Annotated in this window: 13 protein-coding genes; all 13 read left to right on the plus strand. The window is 29.3% G+C overall.

The genetic code is table 11. From position 1 onward, the window contains the following. The first annotated feature begins 4 nt into the window (after positions 1-4). The 13 genes from L6651_RS05910 (at position 5) to L6651_RS05965 (ending at position 25,622) form a co-directional block, all read left to right on the plus strand. Positions 5-262: a hypothetical protein gene (locus tag L6651_RS05910; RefSeq protein ID WP_050198402.1), complete on the plus strand. Its 258-nt coding sequence runs from the start codon at positions 5-7 to the stop codon at positions 260-262. Then, complete coding sequence (locus L6651_RS05915) at positions 262-600, plus strand: PrgI family protein (protein WP_002838958.1); 339 nt, start codon at positions 262-264, stop codon at positions 598-600. The genes L6651_RS05910 and L6651_RS05915 overlap by 1 nt, the downstream gene beginning before the upstream one ends. Next, on the plus strand, positions 597-3,092 hold the full coding sequence (locus tag L6651_RS05920) for a VirB4-like conjugal transfer ATPase, CD1110 family (RefSeq protein ID WP_237037059.1): 2,496 nt from the start codon (positions 597-599) through the stop codon (positions 3,090-3,092). The genes L6651_RS05915 and L6651_RS05920 overlap by 4 nt, the downstream gene beginning before the upstream one ends. Then, a complete protein-coding gene (locus tag L6651_RS05925; RefSeq protein ID WP_036764311.1) occupies positions 3,064-4,029 on the plus strand; it encodes a DNA-methyltransferase in 966 nt (321 codons plus the stop codon). The genes L6651_RS05920 and L6651_RS05925 overlap by 29 nt, the downstream gene beginning before the upstream one ends. A 1,584-nt stretch (positions 4,030-5,613) precedes the next feature. Next, positions 5,614-7,005, plus strand: coding sequence for a C40 family peptidase (locus L6651_RS09510; protein ID WP_465221314.1), 1,392 nt, complete (start codon positions 5,614-5,616; stop codon positions 7,003-7,005). A 20-nt stretch (positions 7,006-7,025) separates the two neighbouring features. After that, on the plus strand, positions 7,026-7,283 hold the full coding sequence (locus tag L6651_RS05935; RefSeq protein WP_040397461.1) for a hypothetical protein: 258 nt from the start codon (positions 7,026-7,028) through the stop codon (positions 7,281-7,283). After that, positions 7,280-9,634 (plus strand): leucine-rich repeat protein, encoded by a 2,355-nt coding sequence (locus L6651_RS05940; RefSeq protein ID WP_237037061.1) that lies wholly within the window; start codon positions 7,280-7,282, stop codon positions 9,632-9,634. The genes L6651_RS05935 and L6651_RS05940 overlap by 4 nt, the downstream gene beginning before the upstream one ends. Before the next feature lie 15 nt (positions 9,635-9,649). Further along, complete coding sequence (locus L6651_RS05945; protein ID WP_237037062.1) at positions 9,650-10,528, plus strand: CD1107 family mobile element protein; 879 nt, start codon at positions 9,650-9,652, stop codon at positions 10,526-10,528. A 426-nt stretch (positions 10,529-10,954) separates the two neighbouring features. Then, entirely contained in the window at positions 10,955-12,661 is a 1,707-nt protein-coding gene (locus L6651_RS05950) for a DNA topoisomerase 3 (protein ID WP_237037063.1), read from the plus strand. Between the two features lie 329 nt (positions 12,662-12,990). After that, positions 12,991-13,329, plus strand: a complete 339-nt coding sequence (locus L6651_RS05955) for a type III toxin-antitoxin system ToxN/AbiQ family toxin (RefSeq protein WP_237037064.1) — start codon at positions 12,991-12,993, stop codon at positions 13,327-13,329. A 1,179-nt stretch (positions 13,330-14,508) separates the two neighbouring features. Continuing rightward, entirely contained in the window at positions 14,509-14,817 is a 309-nt protein-coding gene (locus L6651_RS09485) for a TnpV protein (RefSeq protein ID WP_350310033.1), read from the plus strand. 1,262 nt (positions 14,818-16,079) lie between these two features. Next, positions 16,080-24,446: an SNF2-related protein gene (locus L6651_RS05960; protein ID WP_416389102.1), complete on the plus strand. Its 8,367-nt coding sequence runs from the start codon at positions 16,080-16,082 to the stop codon at positions 24,444-24,446. 33 nt (positions 24,447-24,479) lie between these two features. Continuing rightward, positions 24,480-25,622 (plus strand): single-stranded DNA-binding protein, encoded by a 1,143-nt coding sequence (locus L6651_RS05965; RefSeq protein ID WP_237037066.1) that lies wholly within the window; start codon positions 24,480-24,482, stop codon positions 25,620-25,622. Positions 25,623-25,683: the final 61 nt, after the last annotated feature.

Here is a 25,683-nt window from a genome sequence, read left to right on the forward strand (position 1 = left end):
GATGATGAAAATTAGAAGAAAAAAGGACAAAAAAATTAATTTTAAAACACTTGGAACAATAGGACTCCCAATACTTTTAATAGGGGGATATATTACAAGAGAAATACAAAATAGAATGATTATAAGAAAAACATCGGAAGTTTTAGATAATAGAGAAGAAACGAATGAAAAAGTCTTAGAAATAGCAGTGAATATGGGAAAATCATTAGAAGATCTGAACAGAGAAGACATATATGGCTTTTACTTAGAGGGTTTAGAATAATGGCTTATGTAAATGTCCCAAAGGACTTAACAAAAGTAAAAACAAAGGTAGCTCTAAATCTAACAAAAAGACAATTAATTGGCTTTACAATTGCAGGTCTAATAGGCTTTCCAGTATATTTAATGGTAAAAAAAGTGCTGCCTAATGACCTATCTATGTTAATTATGATAGGTGTGTCTTTTCCTATAATATTTGCAACTCTTTATGAAAAGGACGGGATCTATTTTGAAAAATATTTAAAGTATATTATAGATAAGAAAAGACAGACAAGTATAAGGATATACAAGACAGAATGTATTTATGATATAAAGAAACAAAGAAAGGAAAGGAGTAAATGAATCAAATACAGAAAAAACAACAGAAAAAATTAAATCAAGAAAAAAGAAATTTAAAAAAACAAAAAGAAGATTTAAAAAGCATTAGTATAAGTCAAAAAAAGATGAAAAAAGCAAATATTTCTAAAGAAAAAGGAAAGCCCAAAAAGAGGCTTTCCTTTTTTGGTGGGAAGAAGAAAAAGAGCGTTCAGGAAACAATCCCTTATTTAAGAATGTTGAGAAATGGGATTTGCCAAGTTGAGAAGAACAAATTTAATAAAATGATACGTTTTTTAGATATTAACTACCAGCTTTCAACAGAAGAAGATAAGGAAAGTATATTTAATGAATTTTCAAGTTTTTTAAACTATTTTGATCCAAGTGTTGATATAGAACTTTCATATATTAATCGCATAGGAAAAAATGAAGAAGTAGAAAAAAACATCAATGTTCCGGATAGAAACGATTCATATAATGAAATACGAAAAGAGTACAGGGAAATGCTAAAAAATCAGAGTCAAAAAGGAAATAATGGACTTACTAAATATATGTATATCACCTTTAGCTTACAAGCACAAGATTTAAAAGAGGCAACTACAAGACTTGAAAGAATGGAAATGGATATATTAAATAACTTTAAGCAGATGGGAGTAAAAGCTTATGTATTAAGTGGATATGAAAGGTTAAAGGTTATTCACGATATCTTAAATCCGAATAAGAATTTTGTTTTTTCCTTTGAAGACCTAAAATATAGTGGACTATCTACTAAGGATTATATAGTACCAGCATCATTTAACTTTTCATCTCACAATCAATTTAAAATTGGAGAATACTTTGGAGAAGTAAACTTTCTGCAAATTCTAGCACCTGAATTATCAGATAGATTATTATCAGAATTTTTAGGGGTTGAAGAAAATATGATTGTAACATTTCATATAAATTCCATTGATCAAACAGAAGCTATAAAGATGATTAAAAGAAAAATAACGGACTTGGATAAAATGAAAATTGAAGAAAATAAGAAGGCTATAAGATCAGGATATGATATTGATATTCTTCCAAGCGATTTAATTACCTATGGTAATGATGCTAAGAAACTATTGGTAGAACTTCAAAATCATAATGAGAGAATGTTTGTCATAACTATTTTGTTTACAAATATGGAAAAAAGTAGAAAGAAATTGAGTAATATAATCTTTCAACTAAATTCAATAGCAGGTAGGCATAATTGTGTATTGAAAAATCTTAACTATAGACAGGAACAAGGACTAATTTCCTCCCTACCACTTGGAAAAAATGAAATCGAAATAAAAAGAGGACTTACAACTAGCTCTACAGCAGTCTTTATTCCTTTTACAACAGAAGAGTTGTGCTTAGAAGGAGAGAGCTTATACTACGGCTTAAATGCTTTAAGTCGTAACATCATTATGACAGATAGAAAGCTTTTAAAGAATCCAAACGGTTTAATACTTGGAACGCCTGGTAGTGGTAAATCTTTTTCGGCTAAAAGAGAAATTACCAATGCTTTTTTAATCACACAAGATGACATCATTATATGTGATCCGGAAGGGGAGTATGGAAATTTAACTAAGGCACTAGGTGGAGAAGTTATAAAAATATCGCCAACAAGTAAGGATTATATAAACCCGTTGGATATAAATGTAGACTATGCCGATGAAGACAATCCCTTATCTTTAAAGTCTGATTTTATTCTTTCACTGTTTGAACTTGTAGTAGGAAAGGAAGGATTAAGTGCAGAAGAAACTTCAGTAATTGATAGATGTCTTCCAATATTATATAAGGATTACTTCGACAATCCAATTTCTGAAAATATGCCAATTTTAGAAGATTTATATAATTTACTTTTAAAACAAGAAGAAAATGTAGGGAAAAAATTAGCTGTAGAAATGGAAATTTATGTCAAAGGCAGCCTCAATGTATTTAACCATAGGACTAATGTAGATACAGGAAATAGAATTCTTTGTTATGACATTAAGGAATTAGGAAAGCAACTTAGAAAAATAGGTATGTTAATTGTTCAAGATCAAGTGTGGAATAGAGTAACTATTAATAGAAATAAGAAGGAAACCAGATATTACTGTGACGAATTCCATTTGCTTTTAAGAGAAGAACAAACAGCCTCATATTCCATAGAAATTTGGAAGAGATTTAGAAAATGGGGCGGGATTCCAACAGGATTAACACAAAATGTAAAGGACCTTTTAGCCAGTCCCGAAATAGAAAATATATTTGATAATACAGATTTTATCTTAATGCTTAATCAAGCTAGTGGTGATAGGGAAATTTTAGCTAACAAGTTAAATATATCTCTTTATCAGTTATCTTACGTCACAAATTCCAATGAGGGAGAGGGATTACTATTCTACGGAAACACAATAGTACCTTTTGTAGATAGATTTCCTAAAGATACAAAATTGTATAAGTTAATGACAACTAAACCAGAAGAATTAAAGGAAGGGATAGAAATTGATAGACATAGAGAAGTTAAAAACTAATTATATTATTAATTTAGATGCAATTTCTGCTCTAAAGGAATTTCCAGATAAAACATTTGATTGCTGTATTACATCTCCTCCATATTATGGACTTAGAGATTATAAAGCAGAAGGACAAATTGGAAGAGAAGAAAGTCCAGAGGAATATTTAAATAAATTAATTGAAGTCTTTAGAGAAGTAAAAAGAGTATTAAAAAAAGAAGGAACACTTTGGGTAGTTATTGGAGATTCTTATGCAGGTACAAGAAGCAAAAAAGAATATAAAGATCCTAAAAACATAGAAGGAAGAAGTGGTCAAAAAGAGTCTATTACAGAAAAACTCAGTGGCTACAAGGCAAAAGACTTAATGGGGATACCTTGGCAACTAGCTTTAAAATTAAGAGAGGATGGTTGGTATTTAAGAAGCGATATTATTTGGCATAAGGAAAATGCCATGCCTGAGTCTTGTAGGGATAGACCATCAAGGTCTTATGAACATATCTTCCTACTATCAAAAGCAAGAAAGTATTTCTATAACTTTGACGCTATGAAAGAACCAATAAAAGAAATAAGCAAGAAAAGATATATGAGGGCAAGAGGAAAAGATAATAAGTATTTACAAGAAGGCACAGGAGCTAAAAGACAGAGCATAAATGAAGCAAGAGAGTATGGAGAATATATAGGAGATAATGTCCCTAAGTTTAGAAACAATAGAGATATTTGGACTATTAACACCAGTGCGTTTAAAGGAAAACACTATGCGGTATTTCCACCAAAACTGGTAGAACTTTGTATAAAAGCAGGATGTCCTAAAAAAGGCTTAATTCTTGATCCCTTTATGGGTTCAGGAACTGTTGGAATGGTAGCTATTAGGATGGACAGAGAATATATTGGAATTGACATAAACAAAGACTACTGTCAAATAGCTAAAGAAAGGATAGAGAAAAATATGAAATAGGAGGTATATATGAAAAAGAAAGGGAAAGTAAACCCAAGAGATGTACCAAAGACCAAACTTATATCAGAAAAGAAAGAAGAAAGCAATGAAAAATTCAGTAGTACAGAGAGAAAATCAGATTTTTCAAAAAAAGAAATTAATAAAGTAAAAAGCAGGAATAACATAGACAATAATGATGAAAACTCTAAATATTATTCATCTCATTTGCAAGAAAATAGTCAGGATTTACTCAACGAAAAAGATAAGTCAAATAGAGGAAGAAGACAAAGAAAAAACCATGAGGAAAAATTTGCAGAAGCCTCCTATCATAATGAATATCAGCCAGAATATTCGCAACAGCAGCATAGAAAAATGGAAGAAAATGAGGAAAGTAGATATGGTGAATATTACGGGCAAGAAACAGAATACAGGCTAAGTAACTTTAAAGAAGATTTTAATGATAGACCAAATTCAACTAGCTCTAATTTAAAAAGTAGCACTTCTCCCCAAAAAAATTACAAGGGGAATAGTAATTTAAAATGGAAGAAAAACGTTGAGAGTGAAAGTTTTAATGGAGTGCAAGAGAAAAAAATAAGGAGATTTAGAAAAGAAGAAGATAAGGATTTTAATATAGAGGTAAGTTCAACATATGATCCCTTATCGCAGGACTCAGATAATGATGGTGTCATAGATCGCTATGACATGAACTTTAGTGATAGCAATGTATCATATAGGGACACAAGAGATGACTATAAGTATTTACCATCTTCTGATGTGCAAAGAAAAAATTGGGATGGTTATTCTATTCTTGGTGAGAAAGGGAAAGAAAGCTTTCAAAAAAACACCTTTAAAAAACTTTATCAATCTCAAAGTCAGTTTAAGGATAAAGGGGAAAAAGTAGAATTAAAATCTTTAAATGGGAAGTTTAGAAGAAAATATCTATCATATAAGGCAAATGAAGAAGATAAAAAAATAATTCAAGACCTGAATACTAATAAAAAACAAAATAGCAAATATTTCAAAGGCAAAGTTAGAAATTTAGAAGAAAAAGATATGCTAATGGGTAAGGTTTCTAGTGGGAAATTTAGACAGGATAGCCTATCTGAAGGATTCAAAAGTGAATCTGAAAAAAATAAAGATAAATATAATATAAATAAAAAGAATCAAGAAAAAATAGGCACGAAAAAAGAAATCTTCAAACAGGAAAAAAACGTAATAAAAAATGAGAATCTTGAAGTAGATGAACTTGATTTAAATCATAGTGGAATTTCTAATAAAAACAAGGGAAAGAAAAGACAAATAAAAGACGCTTTTGATAATACTATAAAGAAAAGCAACTTTGATCCAAAGAAAGAATACACCAGGACAAAAAAAGAAGTACAGGATTCTAAAAATGTATCTGAAGAAAATAAGGTAGATACAAAAAATAAAACTAAATTCCATTCTAAAAAAGATAACAAAAGTGAAAAAGATAAGTTTTATAAAAAGGAAGATAAAATATCAAAACTATATGAGAAAAAGAATAAAAAAGAAAAAGAGTTAATTAAGTATAAGAAAAAGTCAAAAAAAGCGGGTTTAGAAAAACCTATTACTTTTGCGAGTGCTATGACGGCAAACTATCTATATAGTGGGAAAGATGATAATGCAGGTGTTAACGCTGCTTATAAGCTTAGTAGAACTACCGAAGTTGTAGGTAGAGAAATTAGCCATTTTAGAAGAAAAAAACCTTTAAAAACTCAAAGAAAAATAAAATCTTTAGAAGGAAAAATTTATAAGAAAGAAAGTAAACTTCTATTTCAAAGAAATTTTGAAGAATTGAAGAAGACTAAAGCTTATCAAAACTCTAATAAACTGAATCGATTTTTTATGAAAAAGAAGTTTCAGAGAGATTTTAGGAAGAAACACGGGGAAGGTTTAGTAAATAGAGTAAAGAAATCTTTCGCTAATATTGGAAAGAAAACATTGGAAGCTTTAAAAAACAAAGGATATAAGCAAATTTTAATTGCCCTTTGTATTTTAGGACTTTTTTTTATGCTATTTCAAGGAATTAGCAATGTTGGCAGTCTTACTTCAGGATTAACAAGTAATGTTATAGCTACAAGCTATCTATCAAAAGAAGAAGTTTTAATGGATATTAATAATGAATTTACAAGTTATGAATATGCATTACAAGATGAAATAGATAGTATTAAAGAAAATTATCCAAATTATGATGAATATCATATAAAAGGAGATTCTGTTGGTCATGATCTACACGAGCTTTTTAGCTATTTAACAGCAAGATATGGAGAGATTAAGTCAGCTGAAGAGATACAAAAGGAATTAAAAAAACTATTTAATCAAATGTATGAGAAAAAATATACTTCAAAGTCTATTACAAAATATGACAGTGAAGGAAATCCATATACCTATAGAATTCTAACCTTAACTATAAAAAAGAAAAGCATTGATGAAATAGCAAGAGAAGAATTTGCAAACTATGAAACAAATATGGCTCATTATTTAGCTTTACTTGATAGTCAGGGAAATATGAGTGGATATTTTGGATCAAGCTATGGGAACTTGGGAGAGATTATAGACAATCCAAACTTTGGAAATCCCGGTCTTGCTTTTGATTCTGAAACTGCCAAAGCCTTATTTAATGAAGCAGAAAAACACATAGGCAAAAGATATGTGTTTGGAGCAAGCGGACCTAGTAATTTTGACTGTTCAGGATTTGTATGTTGGTCTTATACAAAGTCTGGTGTAAAAAGAATGCCAAGGACAACAGCTTGGCAAATTTATAAAAATTATTGTAATCCAATATCTCCAAGCGAGGCAAAACCTGGGGATATTATTTTCTTTAAAGGCACATATAATTCCGGTACGCCAATTTCTCACGTAGGGATATATGCCGGAAATGGAATGATGCTCCATGCAGGAGATCCTATCCAATATACCAGTATAAACTCAAGATATTGGAAAAATCACTTTTATTCCTTTGGTAGACCAAAATAAGGGGGAAGGAGTAAAAATCTATGAATAAAAAATTAATCAGAAACATAGAAAAACAGAAGAATTTAAGAAAGAAAAAAGAAGAAATTGAAATAGAACTTCAGTTATTAGTAGAGGAACAAGAAGAAATAGAAAATTTAGAGGTCATCAAGGAATTTCGAAGTCGAAAAATATCTCTTGATGAATTTTTATTTATTGTTAGAAAAAATAAGGAAGAAGAAAATAGAGAAAGACAAGAACTTAAAAGAGAAGATACAAATGAAAGTGAGGAAAATTTATGAAAAAAATAACCAGTGGAATTTTAGCTGTGATAATGCTACTTGTAAGTTTAGTGAATATATTGGCTGTAAGTCCTGTATATGCAAGTACAGATTATAAGGTAGAGTGGACGGAAGATGATTTTATGTATTCCTCTGAGGGAAATATAATTGCCTTTAGTGATAAGGGCTTAGAAAAGAAAGAAAAGACAAATATTCTAGTATTTCCTGAAGGAACGGAATCTATAAATGGAAATTATTCTTTAAGTCATTCAAATGATGAACTTAGATATAAAAGAGAATTTGGACGTGGTAAACATTGGGATAAAGTAATTATTCCTGATTCTGTTAAGCATTTAGGTTATGCTGCCTTTTACGAAGCAAGTATAAATGAAGTAAAACTATCAAATAGTCTAACTTATCTTGGTGGTTTAGCATTTTTCAATTGTGGACTTAGAAAAGTGACTTTACCTGATACTTTGGTAAATATTGAACATAATGCTTTTGAAAGAAATAACCTCCAAGAATTAACTATACCTAAGTCTGTGAAGACAATTGAACAATATGCTTTTTCAAGAAATAAATTGCACACTGTAAAAGTATTAGGCAATCCAAATATTAACAGTAAGGGAGTATTCCATAATCAAGAAGTTGAATATAGACCAAAACAGAATCCATTTTACGAAAATCATTTTGGTTTCAATGGAAATCAAGGATTTAAATCTATTCCTAATGGATTAAAATATGAAAATGGAGAGTTTGTCTTTGATAAGAATGTAGATAGTGTAGAACTTGAATTTGATTATAACAATGATATGTATCAAGGGAAGATGACTATATACAATCCGAATAAATATTCCATTGATACTCAAACAGATTTAACAGGGCAAGATATTGATGAAAAGGACAATAAGATTGATGATTTAACTAAAACCATTAAGGACTTAGAAAATCAGATCAAAGACTTAAATGATAAGAAACAAGAAGATCAATCAAAGATAGATGAGTTAAAGGAAAAGTTAGAATCTTGCAAAGATAATGGAGAGAAACTAAAACAAGAAAAAGCTAGGCTAGAAGAAGAAATTAGAGATAAAGACAATAAGATTGCTCAATTGAATAAAGAAATTGAGGATCTTAAAAATTCTAACAATGATGAACTAATAGCAGAAATTACTCAGCTTAAAGATGAACTAAAAAGATTACAAGATGAAAATGCAAAACTAAAAGAAGATTATTCATCTACAAAATGGGAGTTAGAAGCTGAGAAAGAAAAGACCGATAAAAACGAAAATAAAATCAAAGAAATGCAAGAAAAGCTCGAGTCTTTAGAAGGAGAACTAGCAAAGAAGACTAAAGAAATTGAGGATAAAGATAATAAAATTAAGGACTTAGAAAAAGCTCTTGATGAAAAAGATACTAAGATAAAAGACCTCGAGTCTAAAAAGAAAGAAACAGAAAATTCTAAGTCAGAATGTTGTAAGAAAATTGAAGAGCTTCAAAAGGCTATTGATAGTTTAAAAGAATCTTCTGAAAATACAAAAAAAGAATTAGAAGAGAAGATTAAAGGGTTAGAAGAAAAACAAAAAGCTTCTGAAGAAGAAATTAAAAAGCTAAAAGAAGAGTTAGATAAGAAAATTGAAGAAGCAAAGAAGTTAATCGAGGAAGCAAATAAAAAAGCAAAAGAAGAACTTGAGAAACAAGCTAAAGATGAAAAAGACAAAAATTTAAACCAAGACTTATCCAAGAAATTAGATGAAATTCTAAAACTCCAAAAAGAAAATAAAGAGAAGAAAGAAGACAAGAAATCTCAAGATAAAAAGTTGGACGAACTTTTGAAAGCTGATGACAAGAATATCCTAAATCAATTTGATCTTAACAAAATGAAAGAGCAAGAAAACCAACAAGGCAAAAAACAAGTTAAAGATGAAAAAGAATTTGCAGTTTTCCAAGTAGACAAAAACTTTTATAACATTATAAAAGATGGAAAGAAAACTACTGTGTATATGGATGTAAAAGCATATATTAAGGATAATCGCATTATGCTACCTGTTAGATATGCAGCTTATACTCTTGGGTTTAATGTAGAATATGATGATAGTAAGAGAGAGGCTATCTTTTCAAATAAAGAAAATACAGCCTTACCTAAAAAAACTCTAAGATTAAATATAGATACTGGTGTTATGAAAGATAGTCAAGGAAACATTTATCATTCTGACACTAAACCTGTAATTATAAATGGAAGAATTCACGCATCTATTTCCAATATAGCTAAAGCTTTTAATGCAAGCTGTGGGGATATAAGAGATGAAAAAGATCAAAGTATAGAATGGGATAATAGCAGAAAGGCAGTTTATGTCTTCAAGAATATAAAGTAAGAAAAGGAGAGAATTATGAAGAAAAAAAGATTAGGGGTAGCCTTAGTGCTACTCCTTTTACTATTCAGTATGCCAAGCATATCCATAGCTAAGAGCAATGAAAATGAAATAAAAAATCAGTCAAATGATATTTATTTGCCAGAAAAAAGTAAAGAATTAGAAAGCTTATTTGATGAAGATGTATATGAACCATCTAATGAGAGTCAAAAAATTCCTTATCAGGAAGTGCCGAAAATACAAGAAAATAACATAAAAAATGAGCAAGTAGATAAAAAAGAAAAGCCATCTAAACTTGTTAAAGGTGGCAATACTAAAGCAATTAATCCATTAGCTACAAAAGAAAATAAGGCAAGAGGAACAGTTATAGAAAATGTAGATAAAAATGGACAGGATATTACACCGAAAGTAGAAGATCAAACATCAAGAGATGAAAAAAAGGAAAATCCAATAGATGTTAGACAATTTTTAACCTTTCAAACAAAGAGTGGAAAAACTATGCACCTCATTGTAGATCATTCGGAAAATCAAGAAAATGTACAATTACTAACAGAAGTTGGAGAACAAGATCTACTAAATATGATTGAAGGAGAAAGTGAAGTAAAGCCAAAAGAAGAAGTAGTGAAAAAAGAAGAACCGGTGGAGGAAAAACCGAAGAAAGAGGAGAAAGAAGAAAAGAAATCAGGAGTAGGACTTTATTTATTTATGGGTTTAATTATTGTTGGTGTAATGGGTGCAGGATATTACTTCAAAATCTATAAAAAAAATGAAGAAGAAAGTTTTGAAGAGGAGCAAGATTATAATGAATTAGAAGATGATTATGAATCTGAAGGGGAGGATTATGATCTTGAAGATAAGGAAGATACAGAAATTATTCCAGATGAAGATGAATTTTAATCTTCTCAATGATTTAAGCAGTAGATTAAGGACAACAATAAAATTAATTATCGTGTAAATTTATAAACATACGATAGAAAAGGACAATTAGAATTCTGGAACTTTAATAAAAAACGATGAACAAAACGACAGCACAAACTTAATATATAAGGGAAGCTAAGTTGAAATGATTGATTGTATAATTAAGAATTTGATATAGATAAAATCATAAGTTTAATGAGAATGCTAAAAACGGATCAAGCTTTTTTATACAGATGGAATTCTTATTCGAAGAAAAATCTTTATGCTAGAGACATAAAGTTTGAAGATGTAATAGATAATGGAATAAATATTATAGAAAAAATAAAAAATCAGTAGAGCTATAAAAAGATGAGGGATTGAAAATTTAATCTCTCATTTTTTTATTAAAAAATTAAAGGAGGAAAAATGAAATTAGTAATCGCAGAAAAACCAAGTGTTGCAGCATCAATAGCAAAAGTTATAGGAGCAAAAAATAGAAATAATGGATATTATGAGGGGAATGGATACATTGTTTCATGGTGTGTTGGGCATTTAGTACAAATGGCAAATCCTGATGTGTATGATGAAAGATATAAGAAGTGGAGAATTGAAGATTTACCTATTATCCCAAAAGAATACAAGTATGAGGTAACGAAGACAACTAAAAAACAGTTTAATATTCTTAAAAGACTAATGAATAGTAATGAAGTTGACACCATTATTAATGCTTGTGATGCTGGTAGAGAAGGAGAAGCTATCTTTAGACTTGTATATATGATGGCAAATTGTAAGAAGAAAATGAAACGTCTTTGGATTTCCTCAATGGAAGACTCTTCCATAAAAGAAGGATTTAGCAACTTAAAAGATGGAAGTAATTATGATAATCTTTTTGATTCAGCTAAGGCTCGTGCCATAGCTGATTGGCTTGTTGGAATGAACATAAGTAGACTTTACTCCTGTCTATATAATGAAAATTATAGTGTAGGCAGAGTACAAACACCAACTTTATCAATGATTGTGAATAGAGATGATGAGATAAATAGTTTTAAAAAAGAAAAATATTATACAGTGGAGATTTCTATGAATGGATTTACACTGTCGACAGATAGAATTGATGATAAGATAGTGGCAGAACAGCTTAAAAATTTAATCGGAGAAAAAATTGAAATAACCGATGTAATTAAAAAAGAAAAGATTACAAAGCCTAATCTGCCCTTTGATCTAACAACACTTCAAAGAGAATGTAATAAGTATTTTGGATACAGTGCAAAACAAACCCTAGATTATGCCCAAAGCCTGTATGAAAAGAAGTATATTACCTATCCACGAACAGATTCAAGATATTTGACAGTAGACATGATAGAAAGCACTGTAAATAATATTATAGGAAAAAATGATTTTGACACAGAAAGAATTAAGGTAGTTTTTAATTCTGAAAAAGTTACAGATCATCATGCAATAATTCCAACGATAAGTTCATTAAATAAGGATATTTCAAATCTCCCGGAAAGCGAAGCCAAAGTATATAGACTTATAACAAATAAACTCTATGCAAGTTTTGGATATCCACTTGTAGAAAATACAACAAAGATAGTGGCTGAATTTGACGGGTTTGAATTTATAAACACTTATAAAATAATTGCAGAAGAAGGGTTTACAAAATATTTAGAAGAATATACATCAAAGAAGAAAGAAGATATACAACTTCCCGATGTAAAAATAGGAGATCTTTTATATATTGAAAATAAAGATATAAAAGAGAAATATACAAAACCACCTAAACACTTCACTGAAGACACACTCTTAAAAGCTATGGAAATAGCTGGAAATGATGAATTAGTTAAGGATGTCGAAGTTGAAAGAAAAGGACTTGGTACTCCTGCTACAAGAGCGGGAATAATAGAAAATTTGATATACAAAGGTTATATAAAAAGAGAAAAGAAAAACCTAATATCAACTAGGAAGGGATTAAATCTAGTTACTATAGTTATAGATGAGTTTAAATCTCCAAAGACAACAGCAAAATGGGAAATGAGATTAAGTGATATAGCAAAGGGTAAGGAATATAAAGAGAATTTTTTAAAAGAAATTGAAGAAGAAATAGAAAATACTATAGGTAAATATTATAAGTAAATTGATTATAAAAACTTGAATATAATTATAGGAATGAAGAAAGGAATGATTTATGAAAGAAATAGGGTATAATATAAGTGATAAAAGAGTAGGCATTAGGAAATTTGCTTATTTGACATTACTATAAATATACGTTATACTCTTATCAGATAAAGATGGTGTCCCGCTACCGTTAAAGGTGGAGCATTAAAGAAGGTGTATCACTACCTACATCCCAAAGGTAAAATATTAAAGCAAACAGAGAGGTTAAAACCTTTCTATTTTTTTATTCCAATTTCTTCTGCAAAGGAAAACGCAAAAAATGAAAGAATGTTTCTGATGAGCATTTTTTGATTTATGAAGTGATCGATAATAGTATTACTATAGATGGAGATATCTACAAATATTATTCTGATAGAGAAAAAATGCACATATTATCTATATTGGATATTAAGAAAATGATTCCTGTACCGACTGATTGTTATGAAAGAATTGATTTTAACGAACTTGAGGATATTAGATATAAAGACTTATTTCAAAAAGAATATGCTTTTTGTTTGAAAATAAAAACAAAGGTCTTGATAAAGGTGGAAAAAATATACAAAAAGCAAAAGAAAACAGGAATTATAAGAAGAGCAAATTGTAATTTTTCAAAGTTAGAAAAAGCAATGTTGGATTGGAAGCAATAGGATAAAGGCAGTTAAAGCGATTTGAAAAGTAAAAAATTCTAAGCGTTTTTTTATTGCAATAAAAAGATAGAGTAAATGACATGTTAAAGTTATCTTTTGCTTACAGAAATTTAAAAAATAGAAAGAAATAAAGTTTAATAAATAAATATATAAAAATTTAGTTCATTTTTATCACTATAATGAGGAGGGATAAAATGCCAAGATATGATATAGTAGATTTAAGTAGAACAATCTATCTTGCAAAAGAAGAATTTAAGAAAGATATAAAAAAATATGAGGAATATTTAAAGGTATCAGGCAATAACTATAAGTATCCATATATACATCAAATATCTATATACAATATGGATCCAAAAGCAACAGCCTGTGCAGAATTTGATTATTGGAAAAGTATAGGTAGAAGCGTTAAAAGAGGCGAAAAAGGAATACCACTTTTAGATATAGATAGTGGAAGGATAAAATATATCTTCGACATAAGGCAAACAGTAAGTATTAATCATAATATTTCTGAGGTAAAGTTATGGAAATATGATAGCAAAAAGCATTTAAACTTAATAGATGAACTGATAGATAAGTTTAAAGAAAAAGATAGTAAGCTTCTATTAAGCCAAGAAGATAAAATTGATGCCTTAGTAGAAAGTAATGTTAGAGGAAAATTCAATAAAATTTTAGAAAGTCTATCTGATGAAAGTTTAAAAAGCATTCAAAAGGTAGACCTTTTTAATTTGTTAAAAGAATCCGTAAAAATTTCCATAAGCGAGAGAATGGAGGTCTCATATCAGCTAAAAGAAGAAAACTTATCTTTACTTTCTAAAATATCAAGTTCGGACATAGACAAAGTATTAAGTATAAGTGCTAATATAAGTAAAGATATCTTACTTGATTTGGGAAGTGAAATAAAAAGATTAGAAATTTTAGAGAAAATTCAAGAAAGAAAAGATTTGGAGCAGACAAAAGAGCTTAAGGAGCGTTATAATAAATTAAGTTCTGATATAAACGGTGAAATAAATTTTAAAGGAGGCTTGGAAGATGAAAGAGAAATTAACATTGGCAGGCAAGGAATACCTCATGGAGGAGGGGATTTACACACCAATCGTCAAGGAGAATTCCTTCGAGAGACAGGGAGGGACATACAAGATGGAAGAATTGGAGGAAGGCATGGAAGTCCTAATACCCAATATGGCAATTCCCAAGGAAATAGATTTAAAGAAACTCAACAGATGGGGAAGGATGAGATTGAACTTTCTCAAGGAGAACAAAGAAGAGGATTATCAGATAATGTATTTGCAAGGGACATTGATGGATCATCTTCTATCAAAGGAAAAAGAGATAGAGGACTTTATCACGAGGGAAGAAGTCAAAATGATGGAAACTTGGGGTCTGACAGAAGAACTGAAAGAAGAGGACTATCTGAAATATCTGAGATTGAAGAAGAACATGGATATGACCCTACAAGAAATAGGGGAAAGGGAGATAATCCTAATCTAAAAAATGAGGAAGTAGAGTCTACTTCCTTTTTTTCTGCTAAAAATCATGGAGAGCAAATATCCTTCTCAAATCCAATAAGTCAAAGAGAAATAGATACATTTTTAATACATGGAGGAAATCATGAAGATGGAAGATTAGCAGTAATAGCAGAATTTTCTAAGGGTAAATCTTTAGAAGAACAGGCAAACTTTTTGAAAGAAATATATAGGGGAGCCAATGGTCTTGAAATTGAAGGAAGAAAGATATCTGCATGGTTTGGAAAGGAAGGAGCAATTTTTAAAGATGGAGATGAGGCAAGATATAGAGAAGGGCAAATAGTTTCTTGGAAAGATTTAGCTAATAATATTAATAATTTATTAGATAGAGGAGAATTTGCTAGCAATGTTGAGATTGTAGAAAGTGCGACATATGAAAGAGAAAAAATAGCAGAAAAATTATTGTATTTAAAGAGAGATCTTACTGATGAAACTAAGGATAGATATTTAGCGATTCTTAATGATATAAAAGGAAGAGGCTTCCCAGATGAAAAAGAAAATCTCGGGAAAAAACTTGAAGATAAAAATTTTATAAATAAACTCAGAAAAGAATACGAGGTATTTTTAGAAGAATATAAGATTAATCCTGATATTTTAAGATTTCATCATTATAAATTATCTAAAATCTATAATGATATCAATGATTTAGAAATAGAAAGAAAATTATATAGGTCAAATTTAAAGGATATTGCACCTATTCAGAGTTTTATAACACAAGATGAAATAGATGAAAGCCTAAAAAGAGGAAGCGGGTTTTCTGATGGAAAGAAAAGAATATATGAATTTTTTACTGAAAAGCATGATTTAAAAGAACAAGCAGATTTCTTGAAAAATGAATATGGCGTAGGTGGAAGTTCTCATGCACTATCTGCTGCAAGAGAAAGTGGTGAGTGGCACGATGCGAAGGGAATAAAATATAATAAAGGTAATGCAAAAGAAATACTACTATCTTGGTCTAATGTTGCAAGAAGAATTAATGACCTTATTAAAAAGAATAGATATATAGATGAAGAAAGTTTTGAAGAAAATAGGAAGAAAAAAACAGATCAGGAAATAAATAAAACAGAAAAAGAAAGCCAGGAGTATATAAATTATCAAGATGATTTGCCTCCAACTGATAATGATGTATATATAGAAAGAACAAATAATAGTTCTATATATTATTATCAAGGACAGTCTGTAGCAAGTATAGGTGATGATGGAAAACTTATCATTTATGATGAATTTATGCCAAATTTTTTAAAAGAAGAAATATATTCCATAGCCTTTGAAAAACAATTAGATATACCATTAGACCAGTTAGACGATGGAATTATTCTTGAGGGAATACATGACACTTTTTATATTAAAGAAAAGGAAGAAATAGAAGGAAGAGAATATTACCTTTTAGAAAGTCAAAGTCGATATGATGATATTCCAAATATTGTAGTTAATTCTAACAAAGAAGTTATAGATGATGATATAGTAAATGGTTTTGAAGAATTTAAGGAATTTTATCCTAATAAAAATAAAGAGAATATAGGTTTTGATTTAGATAGCCATAGAAAAGATGATTATTGGATAATTGAGTTTAATGAGGGTTCAAGTCTAATAGAAAAAGATTATGCAGGACAAAGGCTGACTAAAGAACTATTAGATGAAATAAGGGAAATAGATGAAAAGATAAGACTTCATAATAAGACCTTAGGAGAAGATGAATATGGGCAGATGACTGATAAGTGGGAGGGGTATTCCAAATTCTATTTTAACCATATAGTAGATGGGAAAATAGTTGATCACTATAAGATAGACATAGGTGATGGAAATGAGATCAACCAAAGAGACTTTGAATTTCTTTATGAACAAATAGGAAAAAGTCAGATAGAACTTAATCAAACTATAGAAGGAAATAAGATAGATGAAAAAATAATTTCAATAAATCAAATTGAAGATAGAATTTTTGATGTATTAGTTAAGGATAAAGTTTTAGAAAATGAAATTATAAAGGCAAGAGAAAACTTAGGAAATAATACCTTAGCAAGTTTTAACTCTGTATTCCAAAGAGAATATGTAAAAATCATGAGAGAAGTTGCCGATAAACAGGGAAATCTTCCGGATGATATGAAGGCAATAGATAAGGTTAAAGAATTAGCTATTAGAATAGAAAATAGATATAGAGAATATTTAAATAATTCACATGAAAACAATATAGAAGATGATAAGGAGATACTCTCTATAAAAGTGGGAGATATAGTTAGAACAGAGGATAATAAATATTTAAAAATAAAAGATATTTCCAGTGGATATGATAATAACCATAATCAAATAATATATTATTCATATGATGCCTATTTTGATAAGGACTTAAAACTATTCTCACATTCCTTTAAAGAAAGCGATTTAAAAGCTTTAGAAGTATTAAGAAATGAAGTAGAAGAAAAATTAACAAAAGAGATTGTAGAAGATAAAATAGCAGTAAAAGTAGGATTTTATTATGCTTTAGTAGATAAAGAGAAAACAAAGGATATAGAACTAGAAGAAACAGGAATTAGAGTTTATCCAAGAAAGGAAAACTCACAAGGAAAGATCTACAATTTATATAAAGGGAAATCTTTTGAGGATAGCAGAAAAATAGACAGTTTGTTTGATGAAATTACTGTCAAAATGAAAGAAGTAAACCTTACAAATTTAAATGATGTATTAGAATTGGAAAGGGAAGGTTTATTTGAAATTACTGATGATAAAGTTACAAAATTTGAGGAAGGCTATGATATAGATGTTCAAAGCTTTAATCAGCAATTTCCAGATTACTATAATGATATATATGTTTTTAATAAAAATCTTGAAATCAGTGGAGCATATCAAAATTTAGCACAAATAAATGAAGAAAATAAAATTACTTTTAATATAAATTTATCTCAAGAAGAAAAATCAAAAATTGAAGAAATAAGAGATAAAAAAGAAGTTCTTTCCAAGTTAATAGATAAGGATATCAAAGAAAAAAGAGAATACTATTTTGATCCTCAAAATGAAGAATACTTACTACTGTCAAAGAAAATAGAAGATGGATTATTAAAAAAACCAGAAAATATTATAGATGGAAAAGAAGGGTATAAGGTAGAGCTAATCTTAGATGTTAAGGGGAAATCTCTTAAACAAAATTTACGATACAATGGGTATATTTTAAATTCTAATCAAGCTATAAAATATAAAAGTTATAAGGACATATTAAGTAACTTACCTTATTTACTTGATGACAAACATAGAGAAGTGCTTTTAAATGGATATTTAAATCAGCAAATAGAAAATGATAGAACAAGGCAAGAAGAAAATCCATTTAAAGAAGGTATGAGTGTTAGATACAAAGGAAAAGAATACACTATAACCGCCATTAACGATACTACAAGTCCTAAAACTATAGAATTAGAAGATAGCACAGGACTAATGAATGGTTTTATTACCGGAAACGAAATAATTCTTTTTAATGACTACAAAGATCTTGATTTGGAAGTTATAAAAAAAGAGGAATTAATTCCGTTAGAAATAGAAGATTATAGTCTTTTAGGATTACCAGTTCAATTTAGAAATAAGGAATATTTAATTAAAGAAAATGAATTTAATGAAGCTGGAATGGGTAGATTAGCTTTAAGTACAATAGATAAGAGTGTTATTACTGAAGTAATATATAGTAGAGAAAGACCTGTTTCTAATATTTTTGTAAGAAAGGAAGATTTAGAAGAATATAAATCTAGTGAAAAAGATATATTAAGTAAAAAACAATCTATCGATAAAGAGGAATTAGTAGAACAAATTAGCTTTGAAGATATTGACAATAATAACGAAGAAAAAGTTAAAAAAGACAATTCAAGGCTTTTACATAAAAGCCTTGATGTAATAAATAATAAATCTTCTCTTGTTGCTGATCAGTTTATAGTAAGAGTTGATAATGAAAAGGAAGAATTTTTAGTATATAGTTCGTCTAATCCAAAAAATTATAGGGAATTTACTCTACCTTTTTCTTACCTCAAAGGAATCGACAAAATTGACGGAGATGGTAATTCATTGAAATTAACCACTCATAGAAAAGAAACTATTGATAAGAAGTTAGAAGAATATAAGGAATGGAAAGAAAATAATAATTTAATAAGGACTGATAGAGAAAATATAGAAGGGATTTCTGAAGTTTCTTTAGAAAACTATAAAATTATTAATGAAGAAGAAAACCTACCACCTTCACAGAGATTAAAAAACAACATTGAAGCTATAAATGTCTTAAAGGCTTTAGAAAAAGAAAATAGAAGTGCAAGAAAAGATGAACAGGAAATTTTGGCAAAATATATTGGCTGGGGAGGACTTTCCGATGTATTTGATGAAGAAAAGGAAGGTCAATGGCTTGATGCAAGAAATTTTTTAAAAGAAAATCTAACTGGGGAAGAATATAATAGGGCAAGAGGATCAACCCTAACAGCTTTTTATACGCCGAAAGTAGTTATAGACGCTATCTATGAAAGTCTTTCTAATCTTGGCTTTGAAAAAGGAAATATATTAGAACCAAGTGCTGGGACAGGGAGATTTATAGGAAATCTACCTGAAGAAATGAAAGAGTCAAACTTTTATGGAGTTGAATTAGATAGCATTAGTGGACAAATTGCCAAAGAACTTTACCCTAATTCCAATATACAAATAAAAGGATTTGAAGAAACCAATTTTTCTAATAACCTATTTGATGTAGCCATAGGAAATATTCCTTTTGGAGAATTTAAAGTAGCAGATCGTGAGTATGAAAGAAATAACTTTCTAATTCACGATTATTTTTTTGCTAAAACTTTAGATAAGGTTAGAGATGGAGGCATAATTGCTTTTATAACATCTTCAGGAACAATGGATAAAAAAAGTGAAGATGTTAGAAGATATATATCGGAAAGAGCAGAGTTCTTAGGAGCAATAAGACTACCAAATACTACATTTAAAGGGGTAGCTGGAACAGAAGTAACTTCAGATATAATCTTTTTAAAAAAGAGAGATAGGCTATTAAAGATAGATGAAGACTGGATAAAGCTAGACAAAGATGCAAAAGGACTAATATATAATAAATACTTTGTAGATAATCCTCAGATGGTAATAGGGACTATTGAAGAAATACCGTCAAGATTTGGGACAAGCCTTGCATGTATTGAAAATAAAGATATTTCTTTAGAAGAAGGACTAAAAAAAGCTATTAAAAATATCCAAGGTATGTATGAAGAAGCTCAAATAAATGATGATTTAGGAGAAGAAACAATACCAGCTGATGATAGTGTTAAAAACTATTCTTTTGCTTTAGTGGATGATGAAATATATTTTAGAGAAAATTCAATTATGCAAAAAATATCCTTAAACGAAAAGGATAAAGATAAGGTAAAAGAATATTTAAGATTAAATGAAAGTCTAAGGAAAGTTATAACCTATCAAAAAGAAGACTATTCAGATGAAGAGATAAAAAAAGAACAAGAAAATCTAAATAAATTCTACGATGATTTCAATAGCAAACATGGAAGACTAAATTCAAAAACCAATAAAAAGTTATTTAGAGAAGATGCCAATTTTTCTTTAATTTCAACTTTGGAGAAATTAGATAAAGAAGGCAACTTTATAGGAAAATCTGACATCTTTAACAAGAGAACTATAAAAAAAGCTGTAATAATAGATCATACAGATAGGGCAATAGATGCTCTGGTACTCTCCATTAGTCAAAAAGGTAAAATAAATTTTGATTATATGGAAGAATTGACAGGAAAAACAAGAGATAAATTAATAGAAGAATTAAAGGGAGAAATATTTTTAAATTTAGATTCCTTTGAACCTAATGATATAAATCCATTTAAGTCTGCTAATGAGCTAGGAGATTTTTCAAGACCTTACGTAAGTGCTGATGAATACTTGTCAGGAAATATAAGAGATAAAATTAAAGTTGTAGACTCTTATATTAAAAATATTGAAAGAGAATTAGAAAAGGAAGAAAATTCAGCAGATAGAGAGGTGTTAGAAGAAGAGTTAAAAAAGTTACATTTTCAAAAAGCAAAACTAATGGAAGTAATGCCTAAAGCACTAGATGCAAGTGAGATTACAGTTAGAATGGGTGCAACATGGATACCGGAACAAGATTACAAAAAATTTATGTTTGATTTGTTGAAAACACCAGTTTCATCAAGGTGGAATATAGATATTAAGTATTCTGACTTTACAGGAGAATATAGAGTTGAAGGAAAAAGCTCTGATAGGGACAATGACCTTGCTTCTTTTACCTATGGTACAAATAGGGTAAATGCCTACAAATTGATAGAAGATACTTTAAATTTAAGAGATACTAAGGTATTTGACCAAGTAGAAGACAGTGATGGAAAGAAAAAATCTGTGCTTAATCAAAAAGAAACAATGCTTGCAAGAAGTAAGCAAGAGATGATAAAAGAAGAATTTAAAAGCTGGATATTTGATGATGTGGAAAGAAGAAATAGATTAGTAGAAGATTATAACGAAAGATTCAATTCCATAAGACAAAGGGAATATGATGGATCTAATCTTACTTTTGAAGGAATGAATCCTGAAATAGAATTAAGAGCACATCAAAAAGATGCAATAGCAAGAGGGTTGTTTGGTGGAAATACTTTACTTGCCCATGAAGTAGGAGCAGGAAAAACCTTTGAAATGATAGGTATAGCCATGGAGTCAAAAAGACTTGGGATGAGTAATAAGTCAATGTTTGTTGTTCCTAACCACATCGTAGAGCAATTTGGAAGAGAATTTAATGAACTCTATCCAGGAGCTAATGTATTATGTGCTACAGAAAAAGACTTCACACCAGATAAACGAAAAAGATTTTGTAGTCGTATTGCTACAGGAAGTTTTGATGCTGTTATTATAGGGCACAGTCAATTTGAAAAAATTCCTATATCAAAAGAAAGACAAGAATATGAATTGCAAGGTCAAATTGATGAAATAATTGACTATATAGATGAATACAAAAGAGAAAGGGATCAAAGATTTACTGTAAAGCAATTAGAAAAAACAAAGAAAAAATTAGAGACAAAGTTAGAAAAACTAAATGCTGATTATAAGAAAGATGACGTTGTAACCTTTGAGGAACTGGGAGTAGATAAGTTATTTGTAGATGAAGCCCACGCATACAAAAACCTCTATCTATTTTCTAAAATGAGGAATGTAGCAGGAATTACTTCTACAGATTCACAAAAATCATCAGATATGCTTATGAAATGCCGCTATATGGATGAAATTACTAATAATAAAGGATTAGTATTTGCCACAGGTACACCAGTAAGCAACAGTATGGCTGAACTTTATACCATGCAGAGATATTTACAGTATGATGAATTAAAAAAGATGAAATTGCAACATTTCGATTCTTGGGCGTCTACTTTTGGAGAAACAATAACGGCAATAGAATTAAATCCTGAGGGTAATGGTTATAGGAGCAAAACCAGATTTGCAAAATTTTATAATCTTCCTGAACTTATGAATACTGTAAAAGGATTTATGGATATTAAAACAGCTGATGTTTTAAATCTTCCTACACCAATTGCCCATTATGAAACTATAAAAACAAAGCCTACCGAAGAACAAAAAGAAATTCTTGAAACTTTTTCCGAGAGAGCAGATAAGGTTAGAAATAAGGAAGTGGACGCAAGCGTTGATAATATGCTTTTGATTACAAATGATGGGAAGAAGATGGCATTAGATCAAAGATTAATCAATCCTTTACTTCCTGATGATCCTAATAGTAAGGTGAATACCTGTATAAAAAATGTATTTAGCATTTGGGATAAATATAAAGATAAAAAATCTGCTCAATTAATATTTTGTGATATGTCTACACCAAGTAATGATTTTAATATCTATGATGATATTAAAACAAAACTTATAGATATGGGAGTACCTGAAAATGAAATAGAATTTATTCATAAGGCAAAAAACAATATGGAAAAAGACGCTATCTTTGATAAGGTAAGAAAGGGAGAAATAAGAGTCTTACTTGGTTCAACACAGAAAATGGGAGCAGGTACTAATGCCCAAGACAAACTAATTGCAATTCACGATCTTGATATACCATGGAGACCTGCTGATCTTTCTCAAAGGGCAGGCAGGATTGTGAGGCAGGGAAATGAGAATAAGGAAGTCCATATATTTAGATATGTAACAGAAAATACTTTTGATGCCTACCTATTCCAAACCTTAGAGAATAAACAAAAATATATTTCCCAAATTATGACGTCAAAGACTCCTGTAAGAGTTGCAGAAGATGTAGACGAAGCCACATTAAACTATGCCGAAATAAAAACTCTTGCAACAGGAAATCCATTAATAAAGGAGAAGATGGACCTTGATGTTGAAGTTTCTAAACTTAAAATGCTAGAGTCCAATTTTAAATCAAATCTTTACAAGCTGGAAGATAAAGTAGTTAAATTTTATCCAAAGGAAATAGAAAGATTAAAAGAAAGGATAGAGAACTTAAAGGAAGATATTAAAAATGTTGAGCCTTATAGAGAATTGGATAAAAATTTAAAAGAAGATAATAAATTTACCTCTCTAATTATTGACGGAAAGAAGTATATAGATAAGAAAATAGCTGGAGAGTTTTTGTTGAACAAAATTAAGGGAGTTAAAATATATAGGGAAATGGATAAAGATGGAGAAAAAATAGGTGAATATAGAAATTTTGATTTATCCATAAAATATGATTCTTTTTTCAATAAATATAACTTTATATTAAAAGGTAAGGGAGAATATAGAGGAGAGTTTGGAACAGATGAAATAGGTAATATAACAAGAATGGATAATGTATTGGATAAATTACCAGAAAGATTAGAAAATACAATTTCAAAACTAAAAGATACAGAAGAGCAATTTCAAACAGCTAAAATTGAAATACAAAAGACATTTCCACAAGCTGAACTTTTAAAGGATAAGACACTAAGACTTGCAGAAGTAAATAATTTACTAGATATGGGAAAAAGTGAAGATATAAGCCAAGATAATCCATTACTAGAAGAAGTAAAGGAAGAATTGATAGACTTCCTTAACAGAGAATATGATGAAGAAAACAGGTTAGAGGACTTTGATACTATATTTCCTGACTTAACAGATATAGGAATAGCTTATACAACTACACCAGATGAAAAACATGAAATACAAGTAAGTTTAGATTTAATAAATTACAAGATGAACACCTATGTAGATAAGAATCTAATTGACAGCTTTCAATACACCTATGATCCCTTAGATGCAAGTGATTTAAAAGAGCTAGTACAGATAAAGACATCTATTGGCTTTTGGGATTTTAGTGAGCTTGTATCAGTAAATGAAGAAAAACTGAGAGAAGTAATGGGATTTGAAATAGATGATGATGGCAACTTCTATGACCCATTATCTAAAGATATGGATTTAGATGGAATAATAGATAGAAATGATGCTGACTTTAGAGATAGTAAAGTGCAGGAAATAGGAGATTTTGAAAGGAAAGAAAAAACATCTATTATGGATAGATTAAAGGAATATAAGGGGAATTTAGCAGTAAATAATAATATAAAAGAAATAAATAATAGTGAACCATGTGGCAGATAAAACTTTAAATGAGATTATTAGAGGACAAAGAATATGGAATTTGATAGAGATAGATTTAATGAATTTATTCGAGAAAATTTTTCTTTTGATGGTGCTACTCAGAGAATAATTAACAATATAGTTGAATATGGAATTAAAAATTTTGCCGATTCAGAAGATAAATTAGTTGAATTTATTCAGACTACAATTGATGATCCAACAGTTGAAGAAATAAAACATTTTATTATTAGTGATGGAAAGGAAGAAGAAATAAAAGATTTAACAGATAAGAAAGATAAAAATAGAAATGGAGGAATAAAAATGAATATAAAAAAGGGAAATGTAATTGAAACTGAATTTGGAGACACTATGGTATTGGATGTGAAAGATAATCAAGCTACCTTATTTGACGGGAAGCAATTTATTTTAGCCACAGGAGTAGAGTTTAACAAAGAAAGTGGAAAGTATGAATGGGATTCTGTTAGATACGCAAGTGATATAAAAACAATAGCAAATATGGAAAATACAAATTTTGAAAGCATGAAAAATACAATAGATTTTTTAGCAGAATATAATCATAAAGAATTTGTAAAAGGTATTATATCTCTTGAAACAGGAGTAGAAAATGAAAATGTTCTTAATAATGCCTATGATAATTATATGAACGATTCAGTTATGGGGCTTATTGATGAAAAGTTTATTGAATATATAGACGAAGAAGAGTTAAAAGAAAATTTAGAAGTTAATCAAGAACAAGGAGATAAAGAAATGAAAGATATAGATAATAAAGAAAAGGATACATTAAATATAGATGGAAATATAGCAACTGATATAGAAATTAAAGATTTAAAATCAAAAGATGGGAGGGACTTTAAAGTAGCCTCCTTTTCTATTGCTGAAAATGACAAGAAAGGAAATGCAAAATTCATCAGCTGCTACGCCTATAATGACAAAATCAATCAAGTAAAAAATTTGAAAAAAGGAGATTTTGTACACCTATTTGGCAAAGAAAAGAAAAGTATGGGGAAGGATAATAAGGAATACACAAGTCTAAAAGTATACTCTGCAAAGTTATTAAAAGCTAAAGAGCATACTAAAGCAAAAGCATCAACACTAGGGAAATTAAAGGAATTTAAGACTAAAGGGGATATGAAAGTGGATGAAAAGAAGAAAAATGATAAAAGCATAGAAAGGTAAAAGATTATAGGGGGCAGGTTTTAGTCTGCCTCCTGTATTTTTTTATTGGTTGTCTTTAAGG

This window comes from Mediannikoviicoccus vaginalis, from assembly GCF_928097925.1.
Lineage (GTDB): Bacteria > Bacillota > Clostridia > Tissierellales > Peptoniphilaceae > Mediannikoviicoccus > Mediannikoviicoccus vaginalis.

Bases quoted from the DNA above. Each gene is read 5' to 3' on its own strand.
- L6651_RS05965 (WP_237037066.1), top strand. From the start codon at position 24,480: ATGGAATTTGATAGAGATAGATTTAATGAATTTATTCGAGAAAATTTT.
- L6651_RS05960 (WP_416389102.1), top strand. From the start codon at position 16,080: ATGCCAAATTTTTTAAAAGAAGAAATATATTCCATAGCCTTTGAAAAA.
- L6651_RS05910 (WP_050198402.1), top strand. From the start codon at position 5: ATGAAAATTAGAAGAAAAAAGGACAAAAAAATTAATTTTAAAACACTT.
- L6651_RS05920 (WP_237037059.1), top strand. From the start codon at position 597: ATGAATCAAATACAGAAAAAACAACAGAAAAAATTAAATCAAGAAAAA.
- L6651_RS05935 (WP_040397461.1), top strand. From the start codon at position 7,026: ATGAATAAAAAATTAATCAGAAACATAGAAAAACAGAAGAATTTAAGA.
- L6651_RS05940 (WP_237037061.1), top strand. From the start codon at position 7,280: ATGAAAAAAATAACCAGTGGAATTTTAGCTGTGATAATGCTACTTGTA.
- L6651_RS05945 (WP_237037062.1), top strand. From the start codon at position 9,650: ATGAAGAAAAAAAGATTAGGGGTAGCCTTAGTGCTACTCCTTTTACTA.
- L6651_RS05950 (WP_237037063.1), top strand. From the start codon at position 10,955: ATGAAATTAGTAATCGCAGAAAAACCAAGTGTTGCAGCATCAATAGCA.
- L6651_RS09510 (WP_465221314.1), top strand. From the start codon at position 5,614: ATGACGGCAAACTATCTATATAGTGGGAAAGATGATAATGCAGGTGTT.
- L6651_RS05915 (WP_002838958.1), top strand. From the start codon at position 262: ATGGCTTATGTAAATGTCCCAAAGGACTTAACAAAAGTAAAAACAAAG.
- L6651_RS09485 (WP_350310033.1), top strand. From the start codon at position 14,509: ATGGCAATTCCCAAGGAAATAGATTTAAAGAAACTCAACAGATGGGGA.